The sequence below is a fragment of the Serinicoccus kebangsaanensis genome, from assembly GCF_008919445.1.
GTDB lineage: Bacteria > Actinomycetota > Actinomycetes > Actinomycetales > Dermatophilaceae > Ornithinicoccus > Ornithinicoccus kebangsaanensis.
This window is the reverse complement of record NZ_VSLG01000003.1, coordinates 177,304-197,941: the sequence shown is the minus strand read 5'-3', so window position 1 is coordinate 197,941 and position 20,638 is coordinate 177,304. Positions and strand designations below refer to the sequence as shown.

At 71.5% G+C, this 20,638-nt stretch carries 20 protein-coding genes; 2 read left to right on the top strand and 18 right to left on the bottom strand.

Annotated features, from left to right (window positions below; translation table 11 throughout):
* Positions 1-23 precede the first annotated feature (23 nt).
* From FXF60_RS04890 to FXF60_RS04840, 11 genes are all read right to left on the bottom strand, one after another.
* The gene (locus FXF60_RS04890; protein ID WP_192796597.1) at positions 24-680 is read right to left on the bottom strand and encodes an HIRAN domain-containing protein; all 657 of its coding nucleotides are present in this window, start codon (positions 678-680) and stop codon (positions 24-26) included.
* Positions 677-1,516, bottom strand: a complete 840-nt coding sequence (locus FXF60_RS04885; RefSeq protein ID WP_151524144.1) for a HipA family kinase — start codon at positions 1,514-1,516, stop codon at positions 677-679. Before FXF60_RS04885 ends, FXF60_RS04890 begins: the two co-directional genes overlap by 4 nt.
* A gap of 56 nt (positions 1,517-1,572) precedes the next feature.
* Entirely contained in the window at positions 1,573-2,490 is a 918-nt protein-coding gene (locus tag FXF60_RS04880; RefSeq protein WP_151524143.1) for a hypothetical protein, read from the bottom strand.
* Positions 2,487-3,326 (bottom strand): WhiB family transcriptional regulator, encoded by an 840-nt coding sequence (locus FXF60_RS04875; RefSeq protein WP_151524142.1) that lies wholly within the window; start codon positions 3,324-3,326, stop codon positions 2,487-2,489. The genes FXF60_RS04880 and FXF60_RS04875 overlap by 4 nt, the downstream gene beginning before the upstream one ends.
* On the bottom strand, positions 3,323-3,595 hold the full coding sequence (locus FXF60_RS04870; protein WP_151524141.1) for a hypothetical protein: 273 nt from the start codon (positions 3,593-3,595) through the stop codon (positions 3,323-3,325). The genes FXF60_RS04875 and FXF60_RS04870 overlap by 4 nt, the downstream gene beginning before the upstream one ends.
* A gap of 1 nt (position 3,596) precedes the next feature.
* Positions 3,597-4,028 carry a hypothetical protein gene (locus tag FXF60_RS04865; RefSeq protein WP_151524140.1) on the bottom strand — a complete coding sequence of 144 codons (432 nt, stop codon included), beginning with the start codon at positions 4,026-4,028 and terminating at the stop codon, positions 3,597-3,599.
* Between the two features lie 217 nt (positions 4,029-4,245).
* Positions 4,246-5,313, bottom strand: coding sequence for a hypothetical protein (locus FXF60_RS04860; RefSeq protein ID WP_151524139.1), 1,068 nt, complete (start codon positions 5,311-5,313; stop codon positions 4,246-4,248).
* Between the two features lie 88 nt (positions 5,314-5,401).
* The gene (locus FXF60_RS04855; protein WP_151524138.1) at positions 5,402-5,686 is read right to left on the bottom strand and encodes a hypothetical protein; all 285 of its coding nucleotides are present in this window, start codon (positions 5,684-5,686) and stop codon (positions 5,402-5,404) included.
* Between the two features lie 344 nt (positions 5,687-6,030).
* The gene (locus tag FXF60_RS04850) at positions 6,031-7,860 is read right to left on the bottom strand and encodes a hypothetical protein (protein WP_151524137.1); all 1,830 of its coding nucleotides are present in this window, start codon (positions 7,858-7,860) and stop codon (positions 6,031-6,033) included.
* Between the two features lie 145 nt (positions 7,861-8,005).
* Positions 8,006-8,218, bottom strand: a complete 213-nt coding sequence (locus FXF60_RS04845; RefSeq protein WP_151524136.1) for a helix-turn-helix transcriptional regulator — start codon at positions 8,216-8,218, stop codon at positions 8,006-8,008.
* A gap of 230 nt (positions 8,219-8,448) precedes the next feature.
* Positions 8,449-8,748 (bottom strand): hypothetical protein, encoded by a 300-nt coding sequence (locus tag FXF60_RS04840; protein WP_151524135.1) that lies wholly within the window; start codon positions 8,746-8,748, stop codon positions 8,449-8,451.
* Positions 8,749-8,993: 245 nt separating this feature from the next.
* Between FXF60_RS04840 and FXF60_RS04835 the strand changes: the two genes are divergently transcribed.
* Positions 8,994-10,091 carry a site-specific integrase gene (locus FXF60_RS04835; protein ID WP_151524134.1) on the top strand — a complete coding sequence of 366 codons (1,098 nt, stop codon included), beginning with the start codon at positions 8,994-8,996 and terminating at the stop codon, positions 10,089-10,091.
* 67 nt (positions 10,092-10,158) lie between these two features.
* Here FXF60_RS04835 and glnA read toward each other — a convergent pair whose 3' ends face one another.
* The 7 genes from glnA to lipB form a co-directional block, all read right to left on the bottom strand.
* Complete coding sequence (glnA, locus tag FXF60_RS04830; protein ID WP_151524133.1) at positions 10,159-11,583, bottom strand: type I glutamate--ammonia ligase; 1,425 nt, start codon at positions 11,581-11,583, stop codon at positions 10,159-10,161.
* Positions 11,584-11,716: 133 nt separating this feature from the next.
* Positions 11,717-13,948: a spermidine synthase gene (locus FXF60_RS04825; RefSeq protein WP_151524132.1), complete on the bottom strand. Its 2,232-nt coding sequence runs from the start codon at positions 13,946-13,948 to the stop codon at positions 11,717-11,719.
* Positions 13,949-14,139: 191 nt separating this feature from the next.
* Positions 14,140-14,922, bottom strand: coding sequence for a DUF4191 domain-containing protein (locus tag FXF60_RS04820; protein WP_151524131.1), 783 nt, complete (start codon positions 14,920-14,922; stop codon positions 14,140-14,142).
* 5 nt (positions 14,923-14,927) lie between these two features.
* Entirely contained in the window at positions 14,928-15,974 is a 1,047-nt protein-coding gene (gene lipA / locus FXF60_RS04815) for a lipoyl synthase (protein ID WP_151524130.1), read from the bottom strand.
* Between the two features lie 133 nt (positions 15,975-16,107).
* Positions 16,108-17,091 (bottom strand): ABC transporter permease subunit, encoded by a 984-nt coding sequence (locus FXF60_RS04810; protein ID WP_151524129.1) that lies wholly within the window; start codon positions 17,089-17,091, stop codon positions 16,108-16,110.
* Positions 17,091-18,122 carry an ABC transporter ATP-binding protein gene (locus FXF60_RS04805; protein WP_151524128.1) on the bottom strand — a complete coding sequence of 344 codons (1,032 nt, stop codon included), beginning with the start codon at positions 18,120-18,122 and terminating at the stop codon, positions 17,091-17,093. The genes FXF60_RS04810 and FXF60_RS04805 overlap by 1 nt, the downstream gene beginning before the upstream one ends.
* Before the next feature lie 169 nt (positions 18,123-18,291).
* Complete coding sequence (gene lipB, locus FXF60_RS04800) at positions 18,292-18,942, bottom strand: lipoyl(octanoyl) transferase LipB (protein ID WP_151524127.1); 651 nt, start codon at positions 18,940-18,942, stop codon at positions 18,292-18,294.
* 80 nt (positions 18,943-19,022) lie between these two features.
* Between lipB and FXF60_RS04795 the strand changes: the two genes are divergently transcribed.
* Complete coding sequence (locus tag FXF60_RS04795; protein ID WP_151524126.1) at positions 19,023-20,636, top strand: serine/threonine-protein kinase; 1,614 nt, start codon at positions 19,023-19,025, stop codon at positions 20,634-20,636.
* Positions 20,637-20,638 lie beyond the last annotated feature (2 nt).

Genomic DNA, 20,638 nt, shown 5'->3' with positions numbered 1-20,638 from the left:
TACGGCGGTGCGATGGCCGGTGTTCAGCCGGGGTAGGTGCCCACCAGCCGCACGAGCAGCCGCATGTGGAAGCCGGCGTCGCGGTGGTTGACGCGCTCGACCGTGAGTTCGTGCTCGCTCGCCATGATGGGGTGCACGTACTGGGTCAGGGGGCGGGGCGCGTAGCCGAGCCGGTGGCCGTCATCCGTGACGAGGATGGCGTGCTCGTCGGTGGGAGTGTCCGGTGCTGCCTCCAGGTGGAGCCGCTGACCCGGCCTAAGTGTGTCAATGCGCGCCCGCTCGGCCTCGCCAAGATGCCGGATGCCGTGCACTAGAAAGCAGAGGTCCACGTGGCCGGGCTCGGGGATGGGGGTGAGCTCCAGGGTGTCCACGGCGGATCGACCACCAGAGCGCGTCAGTACCTCGAAGGGAGTTGCTTCGGGCGGAAGGTGCAGGCCGGCGAGGTAAGCGTCGTGGTCCGCGCGGCGCGGGGAGATGACGCGGTGGCTGAACAGGGGGAACAGGACGTCGGAGCGGTAGGGCTGGCCGGTGTGCGGCATGCTCGGCAGGGCGCGGCTGCCGTCCCGGTAGGTGAAGGTGAATCCGTTCTCGTCTCGAACGAGTTCCCCCACGGCCTCGTAGTGAGTTGTCTCGGGGTTGCGGCGGGTGACCAACAGGCGCCGTGTGCTCGTCCTGGTCATCGTTGACATAGCGTGCTCACCCTTTCTTGGTTGGTCGTCAGTACGTCATCTATGAAGGTACGCGCGACGTCTGACAGGCCATCGATGCCTGCCAGTATGCCGCGCCAGGCGTCGGGCGGCACTTCAGCCACGCGCTCGGCCCACCAGTAGGCGCCCGTGAGGTCGAGGGCTTCTCGGGCTACGTCAAGTATTCGACGAGGCTGCCCGTACTTGCGGGTCTTGCCGTCCTCGCAGAACCTGACAGCATCCCGCTTGCGCCTGTTGTCGTCGGTGAGGCCGCTACCGAGGGCGCTGCCGTGGTCGAAGGAGGGTAGGAGCGACTGCTTCCCGTTCTCATGCTCCCCGACCGCCCAGTTTTCATCGTGACGGTCGGTGTTCGCGATCCAAGCATCAAACACGGTGAATCCCGCAAAGACTTCTCGCGCTGACATGCCTTCGCAGTTGGCGGGGACTCCCACGTTCCCGGCGAGCATGCTCAGGATCGAGCCGAGAGAGTACTCCTCACAGGAAGCCATGACGAACTTGCCCCGGATGAGCTCCACCCTGTCGGAGATCATGCTCTGCGAGATGGCGCCAGCTTGACCTTGACGGATGGCGAGCTCGCACCGGGCGGCGGGGAGACCGATATGCCGTGCCAGGTGCGATGCCAGCATCTCGGACACGTCGTTGTGCCGGGGGACGGTCTTGGGCTGCTTCCCGGTCATCTGCTGGGGTTTCCAGAGCCACCAGTGCTCCCGGCTTAGCCCTGGTCCGGCCGCGATCCACGCCTTGTTCTGCTCGCGGCCTTCATCCTCTAGTCGGATGGTGTGCCAGTCGCTGACGTCGATCCGCTCCACGTTCGACAGCCGATCATGCGGGAATGACGCGCGAGTAGAGGCGCGCCGCTATGCCTCTACTGAGCGGCGGCTTCCTGCTCGGCGAGGGCTGCCTCGCGCTCGCGGAGGGCCTGCCAGCGGGCGGCGCGGCGGGCCCTGACCTCCTGGCGCTGCTGGTCGTGCTCGGCCTGCCACTGGGCGGCTTCGGCGGCGAGCGCGTCGGCCCGATCCTGCTTCCGCTGCTCGATGCCGGCGAGGTAGGCGTCGGCATCGGCGAGCACGGCCACCTGCCGCCCCTGGGCCCGCTCGAGCTGATGCTCGGTCTGACGGTCCTGCTCGGCCTGCTGCTCGGCGGGCTGCTGGTCCTGCTCGTGCTGTCGCTGGGCCAGAGAGGTCAGGGCGGCGCTGGAGGTGAGCCGACCACCTGCCTGCCGACGTGGCCTGCCGCCTGCGGGGCGGCCTCGGTCGGCTGCTCGACGGGCACGCATCACCTGCTGGAGCGAGGAGGCGCCGGAGCCACGTTGGGCGCGAAGGGCGGCGTCGTAGGTGGCCTGCCAGCGGGAGCGGTCCCGGCGGTCGTCCCTGGCCTGCTGCTGGGCTGCCTTCTCCTGCTTCCGTGCCTCGTGGGGCGCGGCGTCGCGGACCTCGGTGACCCTGCCGAGCCTGCGAGGGTCGACCACGACCTCGCTATCGCTCGGGCGGCCGAGGATGGCGCTGGGCGGTGCCTGCGTGGTCCAGACGGCCCCGCCGGCCTGCTCGCCCCAGAGGGCGGCGAAGTTCTCGGCCACGCTGCGGCTCTCGGTCCAGGACATGCCGCGCTTGTTCTGGGCCGGGGCGCCGCGGTAGAGGGTGATCGGCCTGCGCGGCACGTCGGCCCGGTCGCGGTACTTGCGCCACAGGCGTAGCCAGTGGTCATCGTCCAGGCGGCCCCGCTGCATAACCCATGCGACCTCCAGGTCCGTCCGGTCGGTGATGTTCAGCGTGTCCTCGCTCATCGGGGGAGTCCTCTCCTGCTGCGTCGGGATCGGGGGCGGCGTGGCTGGCGACGTTGCCCACCACGGCGGCGCGGCTGCTCCTCGGCCTGCTGAGGCAGTGGCGGGGCGAGCAGGCCGGCGGAGGCGGTGCGGGCGGCAGGATCGAGGGGCAGGCCGGGCAGCGGGCCAGGGATCGGCCGACCATCGCCTCGGGGCTGCTCGTCCTCGACGTCCAGCTCGTGACCCTCGGGGAGCCACCAGAGGGCCATGCCGCCGCGGCGTTCGATGCCGAGGTGGTCGGCGGCGCGGCGAAGCAGGCCGGACCCGCACGGGGCGCTCTGCAGGATCACGCCGGGCAGGGTCGGCCCGTTGTCGGCCAGGTAGCAGGCCAGCCACGACGCGACCCGCTCGAGCGTGGCCTTGCGTTGCGGGCTGTCCGGGGCCAGCCTGCCGCGATGCACCACGCTGGCCCAGAGTCCCCACGCCGGATGTGCTGCAGCGTCGGCGGCGCAGTGAGCGATCACAGGACAGGCGGCGCACAGCTCCTCGGCGTAGGGCTTGCCGGCGGCCTGCGTGGTCAGCTCGACCAGATCGGCGCCGACGCCGCTGCACGCGGCCTTCTCGTGCCAGCGGTCCGCCCCGGGCAGCGCCGGGGCCTGCGGGTCGGTCAGCACGGCCCAGCGGGCCTTCTTCGGGGTGCTGCGGAACCATGCGCGCCGCTCGGCCGGGGTCATCGCGACCACGGCATCGCGGTCTACGGCCTCGGCCTGCTGGTCGTGAGCGTCGGCGACGGCCTCCAGCTCGGCGACGAGTCGGTCGCTGCTGCCCTCGTGCTGCGTCGTCGGCTGGGCGCTCATCGGGCGTCGCCCAACGTCCAGACGACGGCTCCAAGCAGGCGGTCGGCGTCGTCCTGCCGATTGCCGATCAGCCACGTGCGGACGGCCGATATGCCGTGCTCGGTCTGGGCCAGGGTCACGACGGCTTCCTTCTCCTCGTCGTCCAGGGCCTCCCAGAGCGGCCGGGAAGGCGGCCTCGACTCTTGGTCGATGAGCTCCTCGTCCACCTTGGCCACGAGCACCTCGATCGGGGGAGCGGTCGGTGCGGGCCTGCGGTATGCGCGTGCCATGTCAGCGGGCCTTCTGCGCAGCGTGCTTGTCCCAGCGCGCACGGGCGGCCTTGCGGGCTAGCTCGGAGACGCTGGCGCCCTCGTTGCCGCCGTCCTCGCCGGCCGGGGCCAGCTCGTCGGGTAGGTGGAGCTGGCGGAGCAGGGCGGCGAGCTGCGAGCGGTGCGCCCGGAGCTCAGGGAGGAGAGGATGTGGGGCCGGTTGCTTCATCGACCCCTCGACCACCAACGGCTGCCCTGCCAGAGCCTCGGCCAGGTGGTCACAGACGGCGAGCATCCGGCATGCCTGCTCCAGCACGACGAGCTCGTCGGCGCGGAGCGCGTAGCGGGACGTGACGGCCTGCCAGAGGTCCAGGGCACGCGGCTTGCCGGCCAGCGTCGGCGGTGGGGGCGGTGGCTGCTCAGGATCGGTGAGCAGGTCGGGCATCGGGGTCATGCGTGGCTCCTAACGGGTGCGGAGGGTGCTGCTAGATAGTTAGCCTGGGGCTAAATATCAGGGCTGAGCGTGCTGCACGGAGAGGCGGGCGCTATGGGGTACGGTCGGGCGATCGACGGGCCAGGGGGTAACCCCCCACCCCCCACAGCCGTGGGTGGATGAGCGGCGTGTAGCGCTGCCCATACGGCGGCGAGGGGCGGGGGAGTCATGGCCGCGCTCAGCTCTGGCGCTGCTGCTCGGCGCGGTGGAGCCGGGCCAGGTCTCGGACGTCGGCCGGCTTCGGGCCCAGCTGTCCCCAGTGCTTGCTGAACGCGCTCACTGCGTAGCCCTCGTGTCGCTCGAGCTGGGCGAGCTCGTGCCTGGCGCGCTGGTCGCCAGAGTTGGCAGCGTCAGCCCACTGCCTGCGCTCACGCAGGCTCAGTGCTGTGCCCCTGCCTGTGACAAAGATCGGCCTGTCTGGGTCGAGGCTGGCGAGGGCTGCGCTCGCTGCTGCGAGGTGCTGCCCTGCCTTCTGGGGCATGCGCTGGTGTGGGTGCAGAGCGATGTCCTCGTCCTGGCTGGGCAGGGTGCTCGCTGCGCTCCAGGCGTCGGCCAGCGTGGCGAGGGCCTGCTCGGCCTGCTCCAGGGCAGACGCCAGGTCGGCACGGGCGCTGAGCACGGCCTTGGTCACTCGCTCGCGCTGCGCGTCGGCATCGCTGCTGAGCTCCTCCCAGAGCTGGTTATAGGCCGCCCTGGCGTCCCTGGCCCGGTGCGCCTTGCCCTGGGCCGTGGCGGTCAGCTCACGGGCCCGAGCGGGCCAGTCGACCGGGACGGCGGTCGGGGGTTCCTTCCCGGTGCGGGCGGCATCGCTCACCGCCCGGTCGTGAGCGGCCTCCTGGCGCCTCTGCTCCGCCGGGACCGCCCTCGCTGCATCCCTCGCCGCCCGGGCGTCCGCGACGGTGGAGACGACGGTGCTCCAGGCCTGATCGAGCCGCTTGATCTGGAGTGCAGCGTGGACGGCCGGCCGGCGGTCTGGCGAGTTGTCGCTCCAGCTCGGAGTATCCAGGGCGCCTCCGAGGCCGTCGTTGCCGGTGCGGCCCATCTGCGGCCGGAGGGCGTTGTCGTCCCGGGACATCTTGTCCACGGCATCGAGCTCGTCGTAGCCCATCGTGCCGCCCGGCCGGGAGCCATCGCGGGGCATCGCCCGGTCGGCGAGCTTGGCCGGGTCGAGACGCTGCGTCTGCGTCGGCGCGTCGGGCTGGTCCGGCAGGGCCGGGGACTGGGAGGGGAATGGCTGGGTGGTCATGCTGACTTCCTTTCGATGATGCCTGCGGCGGTCGCCGCGGGCGGGGTGGTGCTGCGGGTAGCTGGGGTGTGGCCCGGCGCTGCGGTGGTCATCGCTGGCCGGCCAGGGCGCGGGACCGCTCGCGCCGCGAGAGCTGGGCGAGGGTGCGGTACTCGCGCGGGGTCGGATCGCTGCTGACGGGCACGGCGTTGGTGCCGACCACGGTGTAGCCGGGGCATCCGGAGTGCCCCGCCCGGTCACCGTCGCCGCTGGCGCCGTGCCGGTGATAGTGCGGCGCGTCAGGCCGGCCGTGCGGGCACTGGACGACGACCGTATGCCGACCGCGCCACACGACGAGGGCTTGTGGAGCTGACGGTGCTGCGGTGGTGCTCATGGTGTGGTGCCTTCCTGTAGGGATGCGGTGTCGGGTGGGGCGGTCTAGCGGAGGTGGAGTGTGGGCAGGGGAGGCGGGCAGGGCTTCGGATAGGCCGTAGGCGAGGCCGACCAGCAGCCGGACAGGGGTAGCGGCTAAGGGTGGAGAAAGTGGAGAATCTCCACCCCTACTCCGAAACGCTCTCTGAGCGCGCTTAGCGTTTCCGCAGGTCAGAGGTATATATATAGATCTCTCTCTACCCATAAAGGGCATGCGTTCCCCGGCAGGGGTGGAGATTCTCCACTTTCTCCACCCTTGGCCGCACCCCTGTCCAGCCCCGCAAGACCAGAAGGCTGCCCGCGCCGTTAGGACTGGTCGGCCCACTGGAGACGCACCCCCCTCGCCGTCTCGGTAGCGATGACGTCGCCGGTCTGCGTTAGGGCGTCGAGCGCGTCGTCGAGCCGGTGCCGGTCTGCCGAGAAGATCGCCTTGCGTAGCTCGCCGCGGCTCTGGCCAGCCCTGCCTGCGGCAAGCAGCTTGCGGCGCACGACCGCGGTCACCCGCTGCGCAGCGGCCTTGTCGGTCACGCTCTGGGCGGCCACCTGGCGGACCCCTTCGGCCTCGCCCCGGCGCCTGTTCTCCTCGGTGCTGACCTTCTGCAGGGTGCGGACCACGCCGGCCCGCGTGGCGTTGCTCTTCCTCATGACGACGCCGGACAGCTCCCAGTCCTCGGACGTGATGCTGCGTCGCCCGTCGAGCTGAGCAAGGCCGGCGGCGACCTTCTCCCGGACGAGGATAGCGTGCGAGTCCAGAGCGTCACCCTCGCCGCGCCCGCGGGCCGCCCGGTGCTCCCGGGCCGCCCGGATCGCTTCGGGCGGCAGTGACAGGGACAGCGGCTTGCCTGACCATGCCTGCCGGGCCATGCGGCGAGGCTCTGGCTGGTGCAGCTCGTCGGGCGTGATCGCGGGGTCGTCCGCCGGTAGCCAGAGCATCCGCTGCGGAGTGCCGCCGGAGGTCTGATCGAACAGTCCGGCCGCCCGTTCGGGCTGGACACCGAGGATGAGGCCGGCACGGTAGGAGTGGGCCGGAAGCTGCGTCGCCTTCGTCTTGTCGGCGTAGGAGAATCCGAGCTCCTCGCCCGACCACGCGCTGCGGAAGATCGCATCCTGCGTCGACCCCACGCGCGCGGACAGGGCGGTCACGGCATCCACCTCGAAGGCGACGAAGACGACGGACTCGCGCTCGCGGATGAGCTCACCCTGCCGCGTGGTGTGGGCAAACGCCTTGACGATCCCCTCGCCGCTGCCGGGGGGCTTCTGGGCTGGCTCGTCTGTCCCGAGGGGCACGGCCGCCCGGCTTACGGCCATCGCGATGCCCTTCCCTCCGCCGGAGTTGCCGACGAGGGCGAGGAAGCTGTTCAGAGACGCCTCAGCACCGACGACGGGCGGCAGCGTGATGTGCGGGGGCACGGTGCCGAGCAGTCTGACCAGGGTCACCCCGAGCACGGCCCACGGCGAGGCCATCCGGGCCAGGGCGAAGCTGTGGATGTGGGCCAGAGACTCACGGGCCGACCAGAACGCCTCTTCGATGGCCGCGAGGTCGTCGCCCCGCTGCTGGCCGGCGGCCGGCTCCGCTCCCGCAGCTTGCTTCACGGGCGCCGGCGGAGGCTGCGGCAGGCCAGGTGCGTGGCCGTGCTGGCGCCGGTATGCCGCGCGAGCGACGAGGCGGGCCCGCTCAATCTCCCGCGGGGTGGCGAAGTCGGGGATGGGCTCGAGCCCGGCCTCAGCGAGCACGCGGTCGAGTGCGGCGTCGCGAGGCGGTCGGATATCCCAGGTGGACGTGTCGACGCCGCGATGCTGGGCGTCGCGCTCATGGCGAACGAGGCAGTAGGGGTGCCTGCTCTCGGCGTTCTCGGCGTGGTGCGCAGCGGTTGCGGCCTCGACGTCGGCCTCACCCTGAGCGTGCACGTCGGCGGGCGGGTCGACGAGGTTCCCGTCCGGCCCAAGCTCGGGGTCAGGGTCGCGGAAGTCGTCTTCGGTGAACCCGTTAGCGGGCGGCCACGGCGGGGGATTGGGCGCGGGGTGGCCGGTGCAGGGCCGGGTGTCGGCGAGCTCGAACGGAGCCGCGATGTTGCCCGTGGGCATACCCTGCTGGGGTATACTGACGGTGTCGCTCGTGGTGATGGCTTTCGTCACGGTTGTGTCTAGATCGCCGCCCTCGGTGTGGGTGCTCCCGCCGGGGGCGGCGGCATGTTCGCTGGTCACTGTGTCGTGGTCCGTTCTGCTCGGCGGCGGCTCGCGGGGTGGGGCGAGGGGCACGGCCGCCGATGTGGGATGGGTGTCAGCGGCTCGCGGCGGCGGGTGTCGTCTCGCGCTCGGGCTCCCTGCCAGCAGCGAGGAACGCCTCGACGTCGCGCTGGGCGTAGAGCACGCGCCGGCCACCGGGTAGCACCGTCGCCCGCGGACCGCGCCCGACGTGGCGCCACCACCGGACGGTGCTCGGGCTCGTGCGGCAAAGCTCGGCAACTTCCGAACTCGTGAGGTAGCGATCCATGTCATGTCCTCCTGCTGGTGAGGTGCGGACCTTGTTGGTCGGCGTCTGTTTACAAACTAGAGTGTTTGCGTATAGGTTGTCCCTACATAGAAAAGGTGCAATTTTCGGCAGAGAGAGTCACGGTGGCGGTTGAGACGAGAGCAGAGCCGACAAGCGGCTGGAGCTGGGCGCGGCTGGAAGTGCCCGAAGGCGAGCCTTTCCAGGTCGGGCCTGATGAGTGGGACATGGATCTACGCGTCTACGTCGTGCCCGATCGCATTCGGTGGTCCCGCTCGGTGGATGGCGAGGTTCGGGTGACCGCTGACTTTGCCGTTGCCGATGGTCGGGTGCTTTGCCTCCGGATCGAGCATCACGGCACCATCGAGCAGCCGGTGAGCACGACGGCCATCCGTGACGTGGCGCTCGATGAGGTAGCGCGTGACGCACTGCTCGGCCACGCGATGGAGGAGCGAGGAGGTTTCGCGCCGGGCGATCCCGAGGCCGACCAGATGCCAGCGGGCGACCACACGGCCGCCCTGCTCGTAAGCCACACCGTCCCGCTGGACAAGAAGGGGCGGCGCACTGTGGATCGCAAGCTCAGAGGCACCCGTGGCCGACCTCGAATCCCGCACGCGGAGCTCGAGAGGGCAGCGGACGTGTACCGCTCAGCGGCGGCCCGTCCTACACAGGCCGTGGCCGAGGTCATGGGGCTGAGCCATCGGCAGGCCACGTCGCGCGTCCAGGCGGCGCGACGGGCTGGTCTGCTTCCCCCGACAACTCCAGGGAAGGTGCGGAAGTGAAGTCGCTCATTCAAGACCGCTGGACCCGTCTCGACCGGGCCACGGGCAAGCGCGTGCCCACCGCCGACCACGGCCAGGGCTCACGCTGGCGCGCCCGCTACTTCGATCCGAGCGGCAGGGAGCAGGCGCGGCGGTTCGCTCGCGAGGTCGATGCCGAGCAGTGGATCGAGGCACAACGCTCCGGAGTCATCCGCGGGGATCACGTGAGCGCCAGGGACGCCAGGACCACGGTCGGCCAGTGGTGCGAGCGGTGGCTCGATGCCTACGGCTCTCACAAGCCGTCCACGGTGCGTCAGGCGCGGGTGCATGTGCGGCAGATCGTCGCGGAGTTCGGCGCGGTGCCGCTGGTCGACGTCAAGCCGTCCGCTGTCCGGTCATGGGTGGCCCGGCTCGGCCGCGACGGGCTCGCACCGTCCTATGTCTACGCGCTGCATCGTCGGCTGAGTCAGATCATGGCCGATGCGGTGCATGACGGGCTCATCCCGCGGAATCCGTGCTCGAGGCGCACGTCCCCTGCTGCTGGTCGGCCCCGTCCCTACGTCGCGACGACAGCGCAGGTATGGGCGCTGCACGACGCCATGCCCGACCACCTGCGCTCGGCAGTCCTGCTCGGCGCCTTCGCCGGGCTACGGGTGGCCGAGGTGTCCGCACTGCGGACGACCGATGTCGACTGGTTGCGGGGCGTGATCCATCCCGCGGTGCAGTGGCCGGCGGAGGGCTTGAAGACGGAGTGCAGCCGCACGGCGGTGCCGATCCCGCGGGAGCTCTGCACGATGCTCTCGACCCGTGCGGGCACCGTCGTGGCCGACCAGCTCGGCCAGCCGGTCGGCCCGTGGCAGATCGAGCGAGCGATGCGGGTTGCTCGCAAGCGGGTGGACGGGCTGCCGGACTGGTTCAGGTTCCACGACCTGCGGCACTACTTCGCGAGCATGCTCATCGCCTCGGGGCTCGACGTCAAGGTGGTGCAGACCCGGCTGCGGCACGCCTCGGCGAGGACGACGCTCGACGTCTACGGGCACCTGTGGCCGGACAGCGACGACACGTCACGGGCAGCCGTCTCGGCCGCTCTCGGGCAGCGTGCGGCTTCCGGCTAGTACGGACACTTTCACGGAAACATCGAGGCCCTGACCAGCGTTTGTGCTGGTCAGGGCCTCTCTCCGATCAGATGTCGAAGTACAGCTCGAACTCGTGCGGGTGCGGCCGCAGGCGCATCGGGGTGATCTCGTTGGCCCGCTTGTAGTCCACCCACGCACCGAGCAGGTCCTCGGTGAAGACCTCGCCCTCGGTGAGGAAGGCGTGGTCGTCCTCGAGGGCGTCCAGCACCTCCGGCAGCGACGTCGGCAGCTGGGCGATGTCGGCCAGCTCCTCCGGCGGCAGCTCGTAGAGGTCCTTGTCCACCGGCTCCGGCGGCTCGATCCGGTTCTTGATCCCGTCCAGACCGGCCATCAGCTGCGCGGAGAAGGACAGGTACGGGTTCGACGACGGGTCGGGCACGCGGTACTCCACCCGCTTCGCCTTCGCCGACGTGCCGGTGATCGGGATGCGGACGCAGGCCGAGCGGTTGCGGGCCGAGTAGACCAGGTTGATCGGCGCCTCGAAGCCCGGCACCAGCCGGTGGTAGGAGTTCAGCGACGGGTTGGTGAACGCCAGCAGCGCCGGCCCGTGCTGCAGCAGGCCACCGATGTACCACCGCGCGATGTCGGACAGGCCGCCGTAGCCGTTCTCGTCGTAGAACAGCGGCTCGCCGTTCTTCCACAGGCTCTGGTGCGTGTGCATACCCGAGCCGTTGTCCCCGAAGAGCGGCTTGGGCATGAAGGTCGCCGTCTTGCCCGCGGCCCAGGCGCTGTTCTTGATGACGTACTTGAACTTCATCATGTCGTCGCCGGAGTGGAGCAGGGTGTTGAACTTGTAGTTGATCTCCTGCTGCCCGGCGGTGCCGACCTCGTGGTGCGCGCGCTCCACGTCGATGCCGACCGTCGCCAGATCCAGCACCATCCGGTCACGGATGTCGGCGAAGTGGTCCACCGGCGGGACGGGGAAGTAGCCGCCCTTGAAGCGCGGCTTGTAGCCCCGGTTGCCGCCGTCCTCGCCGCGCCCGGTGTTCCACGCCGCCTCGATCGAGTCGATGTGGTAGTAACCGCCGCTCGGACCGGTCGCGAAGCGGACGTCGTCGAAGACGTAGAACTCGGCCTCGGCGCCGAAGTAGGCGGTGTCCGCGATCCCCGTGGACGCCAGGTGCTCCTCGGCCCGACGGGCGATCTGCCGCGGGTCGCGCTCGTAGGGCTCGTCGGTGAACGGGTCCACGATCGAGAAGTTCATGATGAGCGTCTTCTCGGCCCGGAACGGGTCGAGGTATGCCGTCTGCGGGTCCGGGATGAGCTTCATGTCCGACTCGTGGATCGACTTGAAGCCGCGGATCGAGGAGCCGTCGAACATCTGCCCCGTGTCGAAGGCGTCCTGGTCGAAGGTCTCCGCCGGGACGTTGAAGTGCTGCATGACACCAGGCAGGTCACAGAACCTGATGTCGATGAACTTGACGTCCTCGTCCTTGATGAAGGCGAGCACCTCATCGGCGTTGCTGAACATTCCAGTTCCTCCTGTCGCGGACCAGGCGAGAGCTCGGGGTTCGGGTCCGGTATGCCCAACCTACGTGCCGGTGGTTTCCGCAGGGTCACTCGGGTGTTACGTCGGTGTTACGCCTCCGGTCACCTGCCGAGGCTCACCCGGCGGGGTCGTCGCCGAGATCCAGCACCCGCAGCACCGAGGCGAAGTCATCGGTCCACCGGACCCGTCCGGCACCGGTGTCCCGCCACCGGTCCGAGGCGGTGAGCTCCTCGATCGCCGCGTCGTCCGCGGACAGCGCGACCCAGCGACTGGGTGTCGCACCCGGACCGTCGTCGGCGGTGCCGCGCCCGACGGCGCTCGCCCACCCGAGGTGCTCGGCGCCGGCCGCCACGACCGGCTCCAGGTCGAACACCCGGTTGCTCACGTGGATCATCAGGATGCCGTCGTCCCGCAGCGCCCGGCCGTAGGTGTCGAAGGCCTCCCGGGTCAGCAGGTGCACCGGGATCGCGTCGGAGGTGAAGGCGTCGACGAAGAGCACGTCGTGGCGCTCGGCGGGGACCTCCTCGAGGCTCAACCGGCCGTCGCCGACGACCATGTCGATCTCGGCAGCGCTGTCCTCGACATAGCTGAACAACGCCGGGTCGGAGGCGACGTCGACCACCTCCGGGTCGATCTCGTAGAAGGTGAGCCGCTGTCCCTCGCGGCCGTAGGCCGCCATCACCCCGGCTCCCAGCCCGACGACCCCGATGTCGGCGTCGTCGGCGCTGGTCCCCATGACGGCCCCGACCGGGCCACCGCGGGCGTAGTAGGTGGTGGGCTCGGCCGGCTCCGCCAGGACCTGGGTGCCGTGCACCGTCGTCCCGTGCGAGAAGGTCCGGATGCCGTCCTGGTCGCGGACGGTGAAGGCACCGTAGAAGGACCGGTCACGGACGAGCGGCTCGCTGTCGGCCAGCACGGGGAGCAGCATCACCATGAGCAGCCCTCCGACCATCGCCACCGGGCGGTTGCTGACGCACCACGCCAGGACCAGCAGGGCCAGGCAGAGGGCCAGCAGCGACCAGCCCTGCAGGCTGAGCGCGGCGAAGGCACCGACGAAGAGGACGAGCACGACGGTGAGGCCGACGAGCAGGGTGCGGGACGCTCGGGGCCGGTCGCCGCGTCGCCGTCGGGCCCAGGGGAGCGCCAGCAGGGTGGACGCCGCGATGGCTGCGGGGTACTCCCAGACGTCCGGGAGGAGCAACGGCGCCAGGACGCCGTTCACCAGCCCACCGACGGCTCCACCCAAGGCCACGACGAGGTAGAACGCGGTGAGGTGGGACGGTCCGGGCCGGCGGGCGGCGAGGTGCGCGTGGGCGGTCCCCGCCACCAGCGTGAGCAGGAGCAGGTCCATCCCGATCACCAGCCAGATCGGCAACGCCGTCGGCATCAGCCAGATGACCATCGCCGCCACGGCCGCGACGGTGACCGCCCGGGCCCAGGTGGGCGCGACCCGGCGTGAGGTCCGGGCGAAGGCGATGACGAAGGTGCCCAGGTAGATCGCCAGCGGCACGACCCACAGCAGCGGGATGGCCGCCACGTCGGTCGAGATGTGCGCGGTGACGCCCAGCATCAGGGTCGAGGGAAGGAAGGCCAGAGCCAGCCACACCAGCACCTCCCGCCCGCGCAGGGTCCCCGACGCCTCGTCCCGACCGGTCCTGACCTCGACGGCCGCGCGGGTGCGCGCCCGGGAGGAGACCAGGGTGACCGCACCGCAGGTCAGCATGAGCACGAGGAACAGGCCGTAGCCGATCGACCAGCCCACCCGCTGCTGGTCGATGCTCAGGAACGGCTCGATGAGGAAGGGATAGGCGAGGAGCCCGCCGAAGCTGCCCAGGTTGCTGGCCGCGAAGAGGAAGTACGGGTCGTCCGCGCGGCGACCGCCGGTCCAGGAGTACCACTTCTGAGTCAGCGGACCCGTGGTGGACAGCACCGCGAAGGGGAGACCGATCATGAGCGTCAGCGTCAGCAGCAGCGCGGCGACAGGGTTGCTCCCCGAGGCCGCGGCAGCACCGGGCAGGGCCACCGGGAGGGCGACCAGCGGCAGCAACAGGAGACCGAGGTGCAGCACCGGCTGGGCGCGCGGCCCCAGCCATCGCGTGCTGCCGTGGACATAGGCATACCCGACGAGCAGCAGCACCTGGAAGAAGAGGCTGCTCGTGCTCCAGACGGTCGCCGACCCACCGAACTGGGGGAGCACCAGCCTGGCCACCATCGGCTGCACCACGAAGAGCAGACCCGCTCCCACGAAGACCGTGGCCGTGAAGAGGACCGTGATCCAGATGCTGGCCGGTCCCGCGTCGTTCTCGAGGTCGCGCTCGCTGGCGCGCACCGAGCTGTCGGTGCTCATCGTGCCTGTCCCCCTGGGTTCGCCGTCAGCGGCATTCTGCCGTGGCCGCTTCCTGCTCGCGCGCGGTGGGTGCGGCACTGCGTGCCGGTGGGACCGCGCGCTCGTGCGTCAGCGGCATTCTGCCGTGGCCGCTTCCTGCTCGCGCGCGGTGGGTGCGGCACTGGGTGCCGGTGGGACCGCGCGCTCGTGCGTCAGCGGCCGCGGAGCGCGCGGCGACTCGCCCGCGGCGGCCGCGTCGGGTCCATGCCCGCTGGGATGGCCGGCTTGTTGCGGCTGCCCAGCGCCTTCATCCGCTGCTGCACGACGAGGGCCTCGTCGTTGCTCAGCTGCTTGGGGAAGCCCTTGATCGTCTTCACCACGCGGCGCAACGGGGTCTGTCCCTCGCCGTTGCCCACCACGATCGTGTGCACCGGCACCTCGCCGCCGACGACCCGCGCCACCTTGCGCTCCTCGGCCTTGGCCAGCCGCTGCGCGGAGCCGCGCGGACCTTCGGAGATGAGCACCACGCCGGGCCGACCCACGGCCCGGAAGACCATCGCCGCGTTGTGCAGGTCACGCATACCTCGGACCTGCCCGCCCGCCTCGGCGGCGACCGGCTCCTGGTCGTAGTACCACCCGCGCCGCAGCTGCTGCAGGACGGCGGCCGACGCCCCCGGTTGGCCGTCGATCTGGGTGAACGCCGCACGCTCCGCCCGGCGACCGAGGATGATCACCGCCGCGAGCAGCGCCAACGGCACGCCGAGGACCATCAGGTAGACGACCTGGTCCAGCCACAGGCCGACGAGCAGGGCCACGACCAGCACCGCCAGCGCGGCGAGCGCCATCCACCACACGGCGGCGGGGTCCGCCTTGCGGGTCATCGAGAAGACCTGGCGGAACTGCGCGATCCGACCCGGGTTGTTCGGGTCCTTGGGCTTGCGGTTGCGGCCGAAGCGGCGCTTCTTCGGCTCCGGTGCGGTGGTGCTCGTGGACATGGGGTTCAGGATACGTGGCGGCTGGCCAGATCCTGACGCTCCTGGGCGACGAGCGAGGCGGCCTCCTGCCGGGCGGGGATGTCGGCCTCGGCCTGCTGGGCCAGGTGCGACAGGTTCTCCGGCACCTCGCGGCCCCACCGTCGCATCGCCTGGGCGTAGAGCTTGCCGGCACGGTAGGAGCTGCGGACCAGGGGACCGGCCATGACGCCCTTGAAGCCGATCTCCTCGGCCCGCTCCGACCAGTGCACGAACTCGGCCGGCTTCACCCAGCGCTCGATCGGGTGGTGCAGCTTGGAGGGGCGCAGGTACTGCGTGATGGTGAGGATGTCGCACCCGGCGTCGTGCAGGTCCCGCATCGCCTGGTCGATCTCGTCCTCGTTCTCGCCCATCCCCAGGATGAGGTTCGACTTGGTCACCAGCTCGTTGTCGCGCGCCATGGACAGCACGCGCAGCGACTTGTCGTAGGTGAAGGCGGGCCGGATCTTCTTGAAGATCCGCGGCACCGTCTCCAGGTTGTGGGCGAACACCTCGGGCCGGGCGTCGAAGACCTGCTGCACCAGCTCGGGCACCGCGCCGAAGTCCGGGGGCAGGATCTCCACGCCGGTGGTGGGGTTCAGCTCGTGCACCTTGCGGATCACCTCGGCGTACAGCCAGGCGGCCCCGTCCTTCTGGTCGTCCCGCGCGACGCCGGTGATGGTGGCGTAGCGCAGCTCCATCGTCCGGATCGACTCGGCGACCTTGCGCGGCTCCTCCAGGTCCAGCGGGCCGGGCCGGCCGGTCGAGATGTCGCAGAAGTCGCAGCGCCTCGTGCAGATGTCCCCGCCGATGAGGAAGGTGGCCTCGCGGTCCTCCCAGCACTCGAAGATGTTCGGGCAGCCTGCCTCCTGGCACACCGTGTGCAGCCCGCCCTTCTTCACCATGGAGTGCAGCTCCTGGTATTCCGGGCCCATCTTCGCGGTGGTCCGGATCCACGACGGCTTGCGCTCGATCGGGGTCTCCGCGTTGCGCGCCTCCACGCGCAGCAGCCGGCGGCCCTCCGGTGCGACGGTCACAAGTTCTCCCTCGTTGTCGGTGCGGCGTCGTCGTCGTGCTCCGTGGGTGGCAACGCCTGCACCCCCCAGGGTATGCCCGTGCTCCCGGCCGGGGCACGGCGGCCCGGGGGTCGCGGGTCGGCGTGGCGCAGGCTCAGTCGATGTCGGAGCGGACGAACCGGAGCAGGCCCAGGCCGACCACGAGGAGGAGCAGGGCGGAGACGGTCACCAGTCCCTGTCCGAGGCTGAGCTGGTGGATCAGCTCGCGGCAGCCGGTGGTCGACTCGCAGTCGACATAGGTCGCCCACTCGGTGCCGTCCCGGACGACGGCCTCGAGGTTGCGCCCGAGCAGGTAGCGGGTGAGGTCCGGGAGCAGCGAGCCGAGGATCCCCTCGACCACGGCGACGTAGCCCACCATGATGCCGATCACCACCGCGCTGTGGCGCAGCACGAAGGCCGCGGCGGCTCCGAAGGCGCCGGCCGCCAGACCCAGGCCGAGGATGCGGACCGACATCCAGAACGTCGGCGTCACCCCGTCCGCGAGGATGCCGGGGTCGCTCCCGGTGAGCCGGTAGACGGCGGGGATGCCGAGGGCGAGGACCAGCAGGCATACCGCGACGATGGGGACCGACATCACCGCGGCGGCGACGAGCTTGGCGACGAAGACCGGGACCCGCCGCGGCACGAAGGTCAGGAAGGACCCCATCGTGCGGTGGCTGAACTCCGCGGCGACGCCGGTGGAGCCGACGGCGAGCGCGAGCAGCAGCAGCGGGTAGACCACGACCGCGAGCAGCTCGGTGTACTGCTCGCCGATGCCGGGCATCTGGCCGTACCAGTCCTCCGGGCTCGGGGCCTGCATCTCGTCGCACCCCCAGTCGATGCTCCCGTCCCCGGTCGCGCGCCGCTCGTCCTCCTGCCCGCGCCGGCACTCCTCGACGTAGGACTCGCCGTTGGCCTCCCAGTCCTCGATCGCCGCCTGCAGGTCCCGGTCCGCACCGGCGCGGGCCTGCGCGATCTGCTGTGCCTGCTGGTGCACACCGAAGAGCGCCATGAGCGCCACGAGCAGCGCCGCCAGCACCGCGAGCGTCGGGAGCCGACGCCACAGCAGCCGGCGCACCTCGACCAGGGTCAGTCGCATCAGGCCGCCCCCTCGCCCTCGCCCAGGGAGCTGGGCAGCGCGTCGTCGCCGGTCAGCTCGAGGAAGATCTGCTCCAGCCCGCGACGGCTGGGGACGAGCCGCTCCACCCACAGGCCCTGGCCGGCGAGCAGGCGGGTGATCTCGGCCGGCTGCGCGCCGGTCACCGTGAGCAGCCCCGCCTCGGGGCCGGCGGAGTCGTCCGCGCGCGCCAGGGCCTCCGCCGCGTCGCCACCCTGCGGGCGCGGCATCCAGTCCACGGTGAAGCCGGCGTCGCGCAGCAGCCGGGCCGCCGCCCCCGGGTGCCGGACCCCCACCTCGACGGTCTCGCCGCCGCCCCCGATGAGCCCGGCGACGGTGCCCTGCGCCAGCACCCGTCCCCGGCCGATGATGGTGACCGTGTCGGCGATCTGCTCCACCTCGGACAGGATGTGGCTGCTGACCAGCACGGTCCGTCCGGCGTCGGCGAGCCGCCGCATCGTCTGCCGGATCTCGTGGATCCCCGCCGGGTCGAGGCCGTTGGTCGGCTCGTCGAAGATGAGCAGGTCCGGCGACTTGAGCAGGGTCGCGGCGATGGCCAGCCGCTGCTTCATGCCGAGCGAGTAGGACCGGAAGGTGTCCCTGCCGCGGGCGGCGAGGCCGACCTCGTCCAGGACCTCGCCGACGCGGCCCACGGGTGTCCCGATGGCCTGGGCCAGCAACGCCAGGTTGCGGGCGCCGGTGAAGCTGGGGAAGAACTTGGGCGACTCGACGATGGCCCCCACCCGGTCGACCACCTGCGGGAGCTGCCGGGGGACCGGCGTGCCGAAGATCTGCATCTCGCCGGCGTCCGGCCGGACCAGGCCCAGCAGCATCCGGATCGTCGTCGTCTTGCCCGAGCCGTTCGGCCCGAGGAAGCCGTGCACCCCTCCGGAGGGCACGTCCATGTCAAGGCCGTGCACGGCGACCCGGCGACCCCGGACGGTCCGGTAGGTCTTGCGCAGACCGCGCGTGGTCACGGCCGGCCCCTCGGCGACCACGTGCGGCACCGTCACTGCTGTCCTCCTGGTCTCGGGCGGGCAGCCGCGAGCGGCCGAACCCTGCAGGGTCAGTCAACCGTGGCTATGTCGCTGCGCCGCGCAGTGTTGCAGCGTGTCCCCGAACCAGGGCACGGTGTCCCGGTCGCGCAGCGGTGGGCACCGGGGCCCGAGGCCGGTGAGGAGCCTAGGCGTGCCCTGCCGGCGCTGGGCTGAGGACGCGCTCCAGGTGCCGCTGGGCGAGGGTCAGCACGTCGGCGACGCCCACCTCGCGGCCGAGCTCGCGGGACAGCGAGGTCACACCGGCGTCGGCGATGCCGCACGGGATGATGGTGTCGGCCCAGCCGAGGTCGCAGTCGCAGTTGAGGGCGAAGCCGTGCATGGTGACGTCCTGGCTCACGCGGATGCCGATGGCCCCGATCTTGCGCGCCGGGCCCCGCCGGTCCGCCGGCAGCCAGACACCGGAGCGCCCCTCGATCCGGGTCGTCGGGAGACCCAGGTCACGGCATACCCCGATCATCATGTCCTCCAGCCGGCGCACGTGGGCCACGACGTCCACGGGCGACGGGAGCCGCACGATGGGATAGCCCACCAGCTGACCGGGACCGTGCCAGGTGATCTTGCCGCCGCGGTCCACGTCGACCACCGGCGTGCCGTCCAGCGGCCGCTCGTGCGCCTCGGTCCGCTTGCCGGCGGTGTAGACCGCCGCGTGCTCCAGCAGCAGCACCGTGTCGGGCAGGGAGCCGTCGACCACCTGCGCGTGCACCTCGCGCTGGTGCTCCCACGCCTGCACGTAGTCGACCAGGTCGGGGGCGAGGCCGAGCAGCTCGAAGCGCATGTCGGCACTGTATCCCGTGCCCGGACCCGGGCTGTGGACAACTCCTGCGGGACGGCGGCCGTCCGGGGCAGGCTGGCGTCATGACCGTCCCGACCGTCCCTGGCTACGACGTCCTCGGTCCGCTGGGGGCCGGCGGGAGCGGGAGCGTGTGGCGCGGACGCCGACGGGTCGACGACCTGCCGGTCGCGATCAAGCTGGTGCGCCCCGGGGACGGCAGGGGCGACCTGACGGCGGCGCTGGCCGAGGCCGGACTCATGGCCGGCCTGCGGCACGAGCACATCCTCCACCTCTACGACGTCCTGCCGCTGGGGGAGGCGGAGCATCCCACGGTCGCCCTGGTCACCCAGCTCGCTGCCGGCGGTTCGCTGGCGCAGGTCCTGCACCGCCGTCGCCTGCTGTCCCCGGGCGAGCTGGTGACGGTGCTGCACCCGCTCGCCAGGGCGCTGGCCGAGCTGCACCGGCTGGGGGTGGTGCACGGGGACGTGTCGGCGGGCAACGTCCTCTTCCGCAGCGACGGTATGCCGCTGCTCGGTGACCTGGGCACCGCCCGGGTGGTGGGCGAGCACGGGCTGCAGGGCTGGGGGACCGGTGGGCACGACGGGATGGTGGCCCCGGAGGTGATGGAGGGGTTCTCCGCCACCGTCGAGTCCGACGTCTACCAGGTCGGTGCGCTCGCGTGGCTGTGCCTGGTGGGGCAGACTCCCGGGCCGGGCTTCGACCGTCCTGCCCTCGCGGAGGTGGACCCGAACCTGCCGGGGGACCTGGTGGACCTCGTCCAGCGGTGCATGGGGCCGCAGCCGGAGGACCGGCCCGCGGCCGAGGAGCTGCCGGCCGCGCTGCTGGCCCTCGCCGACCCGGAGCCGATCGAGGTGGCGCCGGAGGCCGACGTCGCCCACGGGCTGACCGAGCGGCTGCGTCAGGTCGCGCTCGCGGACGCCTCCGGACCCACGTCGCCCCGCCGGCGTCGCTGGGGAGTCGGGCGGCGCTCGGCGCCCACGCGGGAGCAGGACACCACCGCCCGGCCCGCGGTGCTGCGCCGCGGCGGCGCGCACCGGGTCGCCTCCGCGACCGGAGGATCGCGCCGGTGGCACGGGTGGTGGGTCGCCGCAGGAGTGGCGGTCGCCCTGCTGCTGGTCGTGGCGACCGTCCGGCTCTGGCTCCCGCAGCCGCCGGCAGCCGGACCCCCGGCCGCTCTGCCTTCCGCCACGCCGACCACCCCCGTCGAGAGCCCACCCACCGGGGCCGGGTCGGGGCACGCCCCGGCCCCTGCGGCCACCGCCACGGCCACTCCCTCCCCGGCGGACTGGGACGAGCACGAGACCGTCGTGGTGCTGCAGCGGCTGCTGGACGGCCGCTCCGCGGCCTGGGAGCGCTCCGACCCCGCGAGGGTGGACGAGGTCATGGCACCCGGGTCACCGGCCCACCGCGCCGAGCTGGCCGACCTGGCCGAGGCCGGTGCGGCGGGGGTCAGCTATCCCTCGGTGGTGTTCACCGTCACCGAGGCACGGGTGGGCCAGGTGGACCGGGGCTCCGCCACGGTCGACCTCACCGTGCGGCGCGCGGCGCTGCAGGTGCGCCGGGGGGACGAGGTGGTGCGGGCAGAGCCCGAGCGTGAGGACCGGATCCGCGTCGTGCTGACCCGGCACGACCAGCGCTGGCTGGTCCACGAGTGGGGGCCGCAGCCGACCCGGTGACC

Coding starts and splice junctions, on each gene's coding strand:
- FXF60_RS04820 (WP_151524131.1), bottom strand. CDS start 14,922: ATGTCCACGAGCACCACCGCACCGGAGCCGAAGAAGCGCCGCTTCGGC.
- FXF60_RS04825 (WP_151524132.1), bottom strand. CDS start 13,948: ATGAGCACCGACAGCTCGGTGCGCGCCAGCGAGCGCGACCTCGAGAAC.
- FXF60_RS04880 (WP_151524143.1), bottom strand. CDS start 2,490: ATGAGCGAGGACACGCTGAACATCACCGACCGGACGGACCTGGAGGTC.
- FXF60_RS04795 (WP_151524126.1), top strand. CDS start 19,023: ATGACCGTCCCGACCGTCCCTGGCTACGACGTCCTCGGTCCGCTGGGG.
- FXF60_RS04875 (WP_151524142.1), bottom strand. CDS start 3,326: ATGAGCGCCCAGCCGACGACGCAGCACGAGGGCAGCAGCGACCGACTC.
- glnA (WP_151524133.1), bottom strand. CDS start 11,583: ATGTTCAGCAACGCCGATGAGGTGCTCGCCTTCATCAAGGACGAGGAC.
- FXF60_RS04810 (WP_151524129.1), bottom strand. CDS start 17,091: ATGCGACTGACCCTGGTCGAGGTGCGCCGGCTGCTGTGGCGTCGGCTC.
- lipB (WP_151524127.1), bottom strand. CDS start 18,942: ATGCGCTTCGAGCTGCTCGGCCTCGCCCCCGACCTGGTCGACTACGTG.
- FXF60_RS04890 (WP_192796597.1), bottom strand. CDS start 680: ATGACCAGGACGAGCACACGGCGCCTGTTGGTCACCCGCCGCAACCCC.
- FXF60_RS04865 (WP_151524140.1), bottom strand. CDS start 4,028: ATGACCCCGATGCCCGACCTGCTCACCGATCCTGAGCAGCCACCGCCC.
- FXF60_RS04845 (WP_151524136.1), bottom strand. CDS start 8,218: ATGGATCGCTACCTCACGAGTTCGGAAGTTGCCGAGCTTTGCCGCACG.
- FXF60_RS04860 (WP_151524139.1), bottom strand. CDS start 5,313: ATGACCACCCAGCCATTCCCCTCCCAGTCCCCGGCCCTGCCGGACCAG.
- FXF60_RS04870 (WP_151524141.1), bottom strand. CDS start 3,595: ATGGCACGCGCATACCGCAGGCCCGCACCGACCGCTCCCCCGATCGAG.
- FXF60_RS04855 (WP_151524138.1), bottom strand. CDS start 5,686: ATGAGCACCACCGCAGCACCGTCAGCTCCACAAGCCCTCGTCGTGTGG.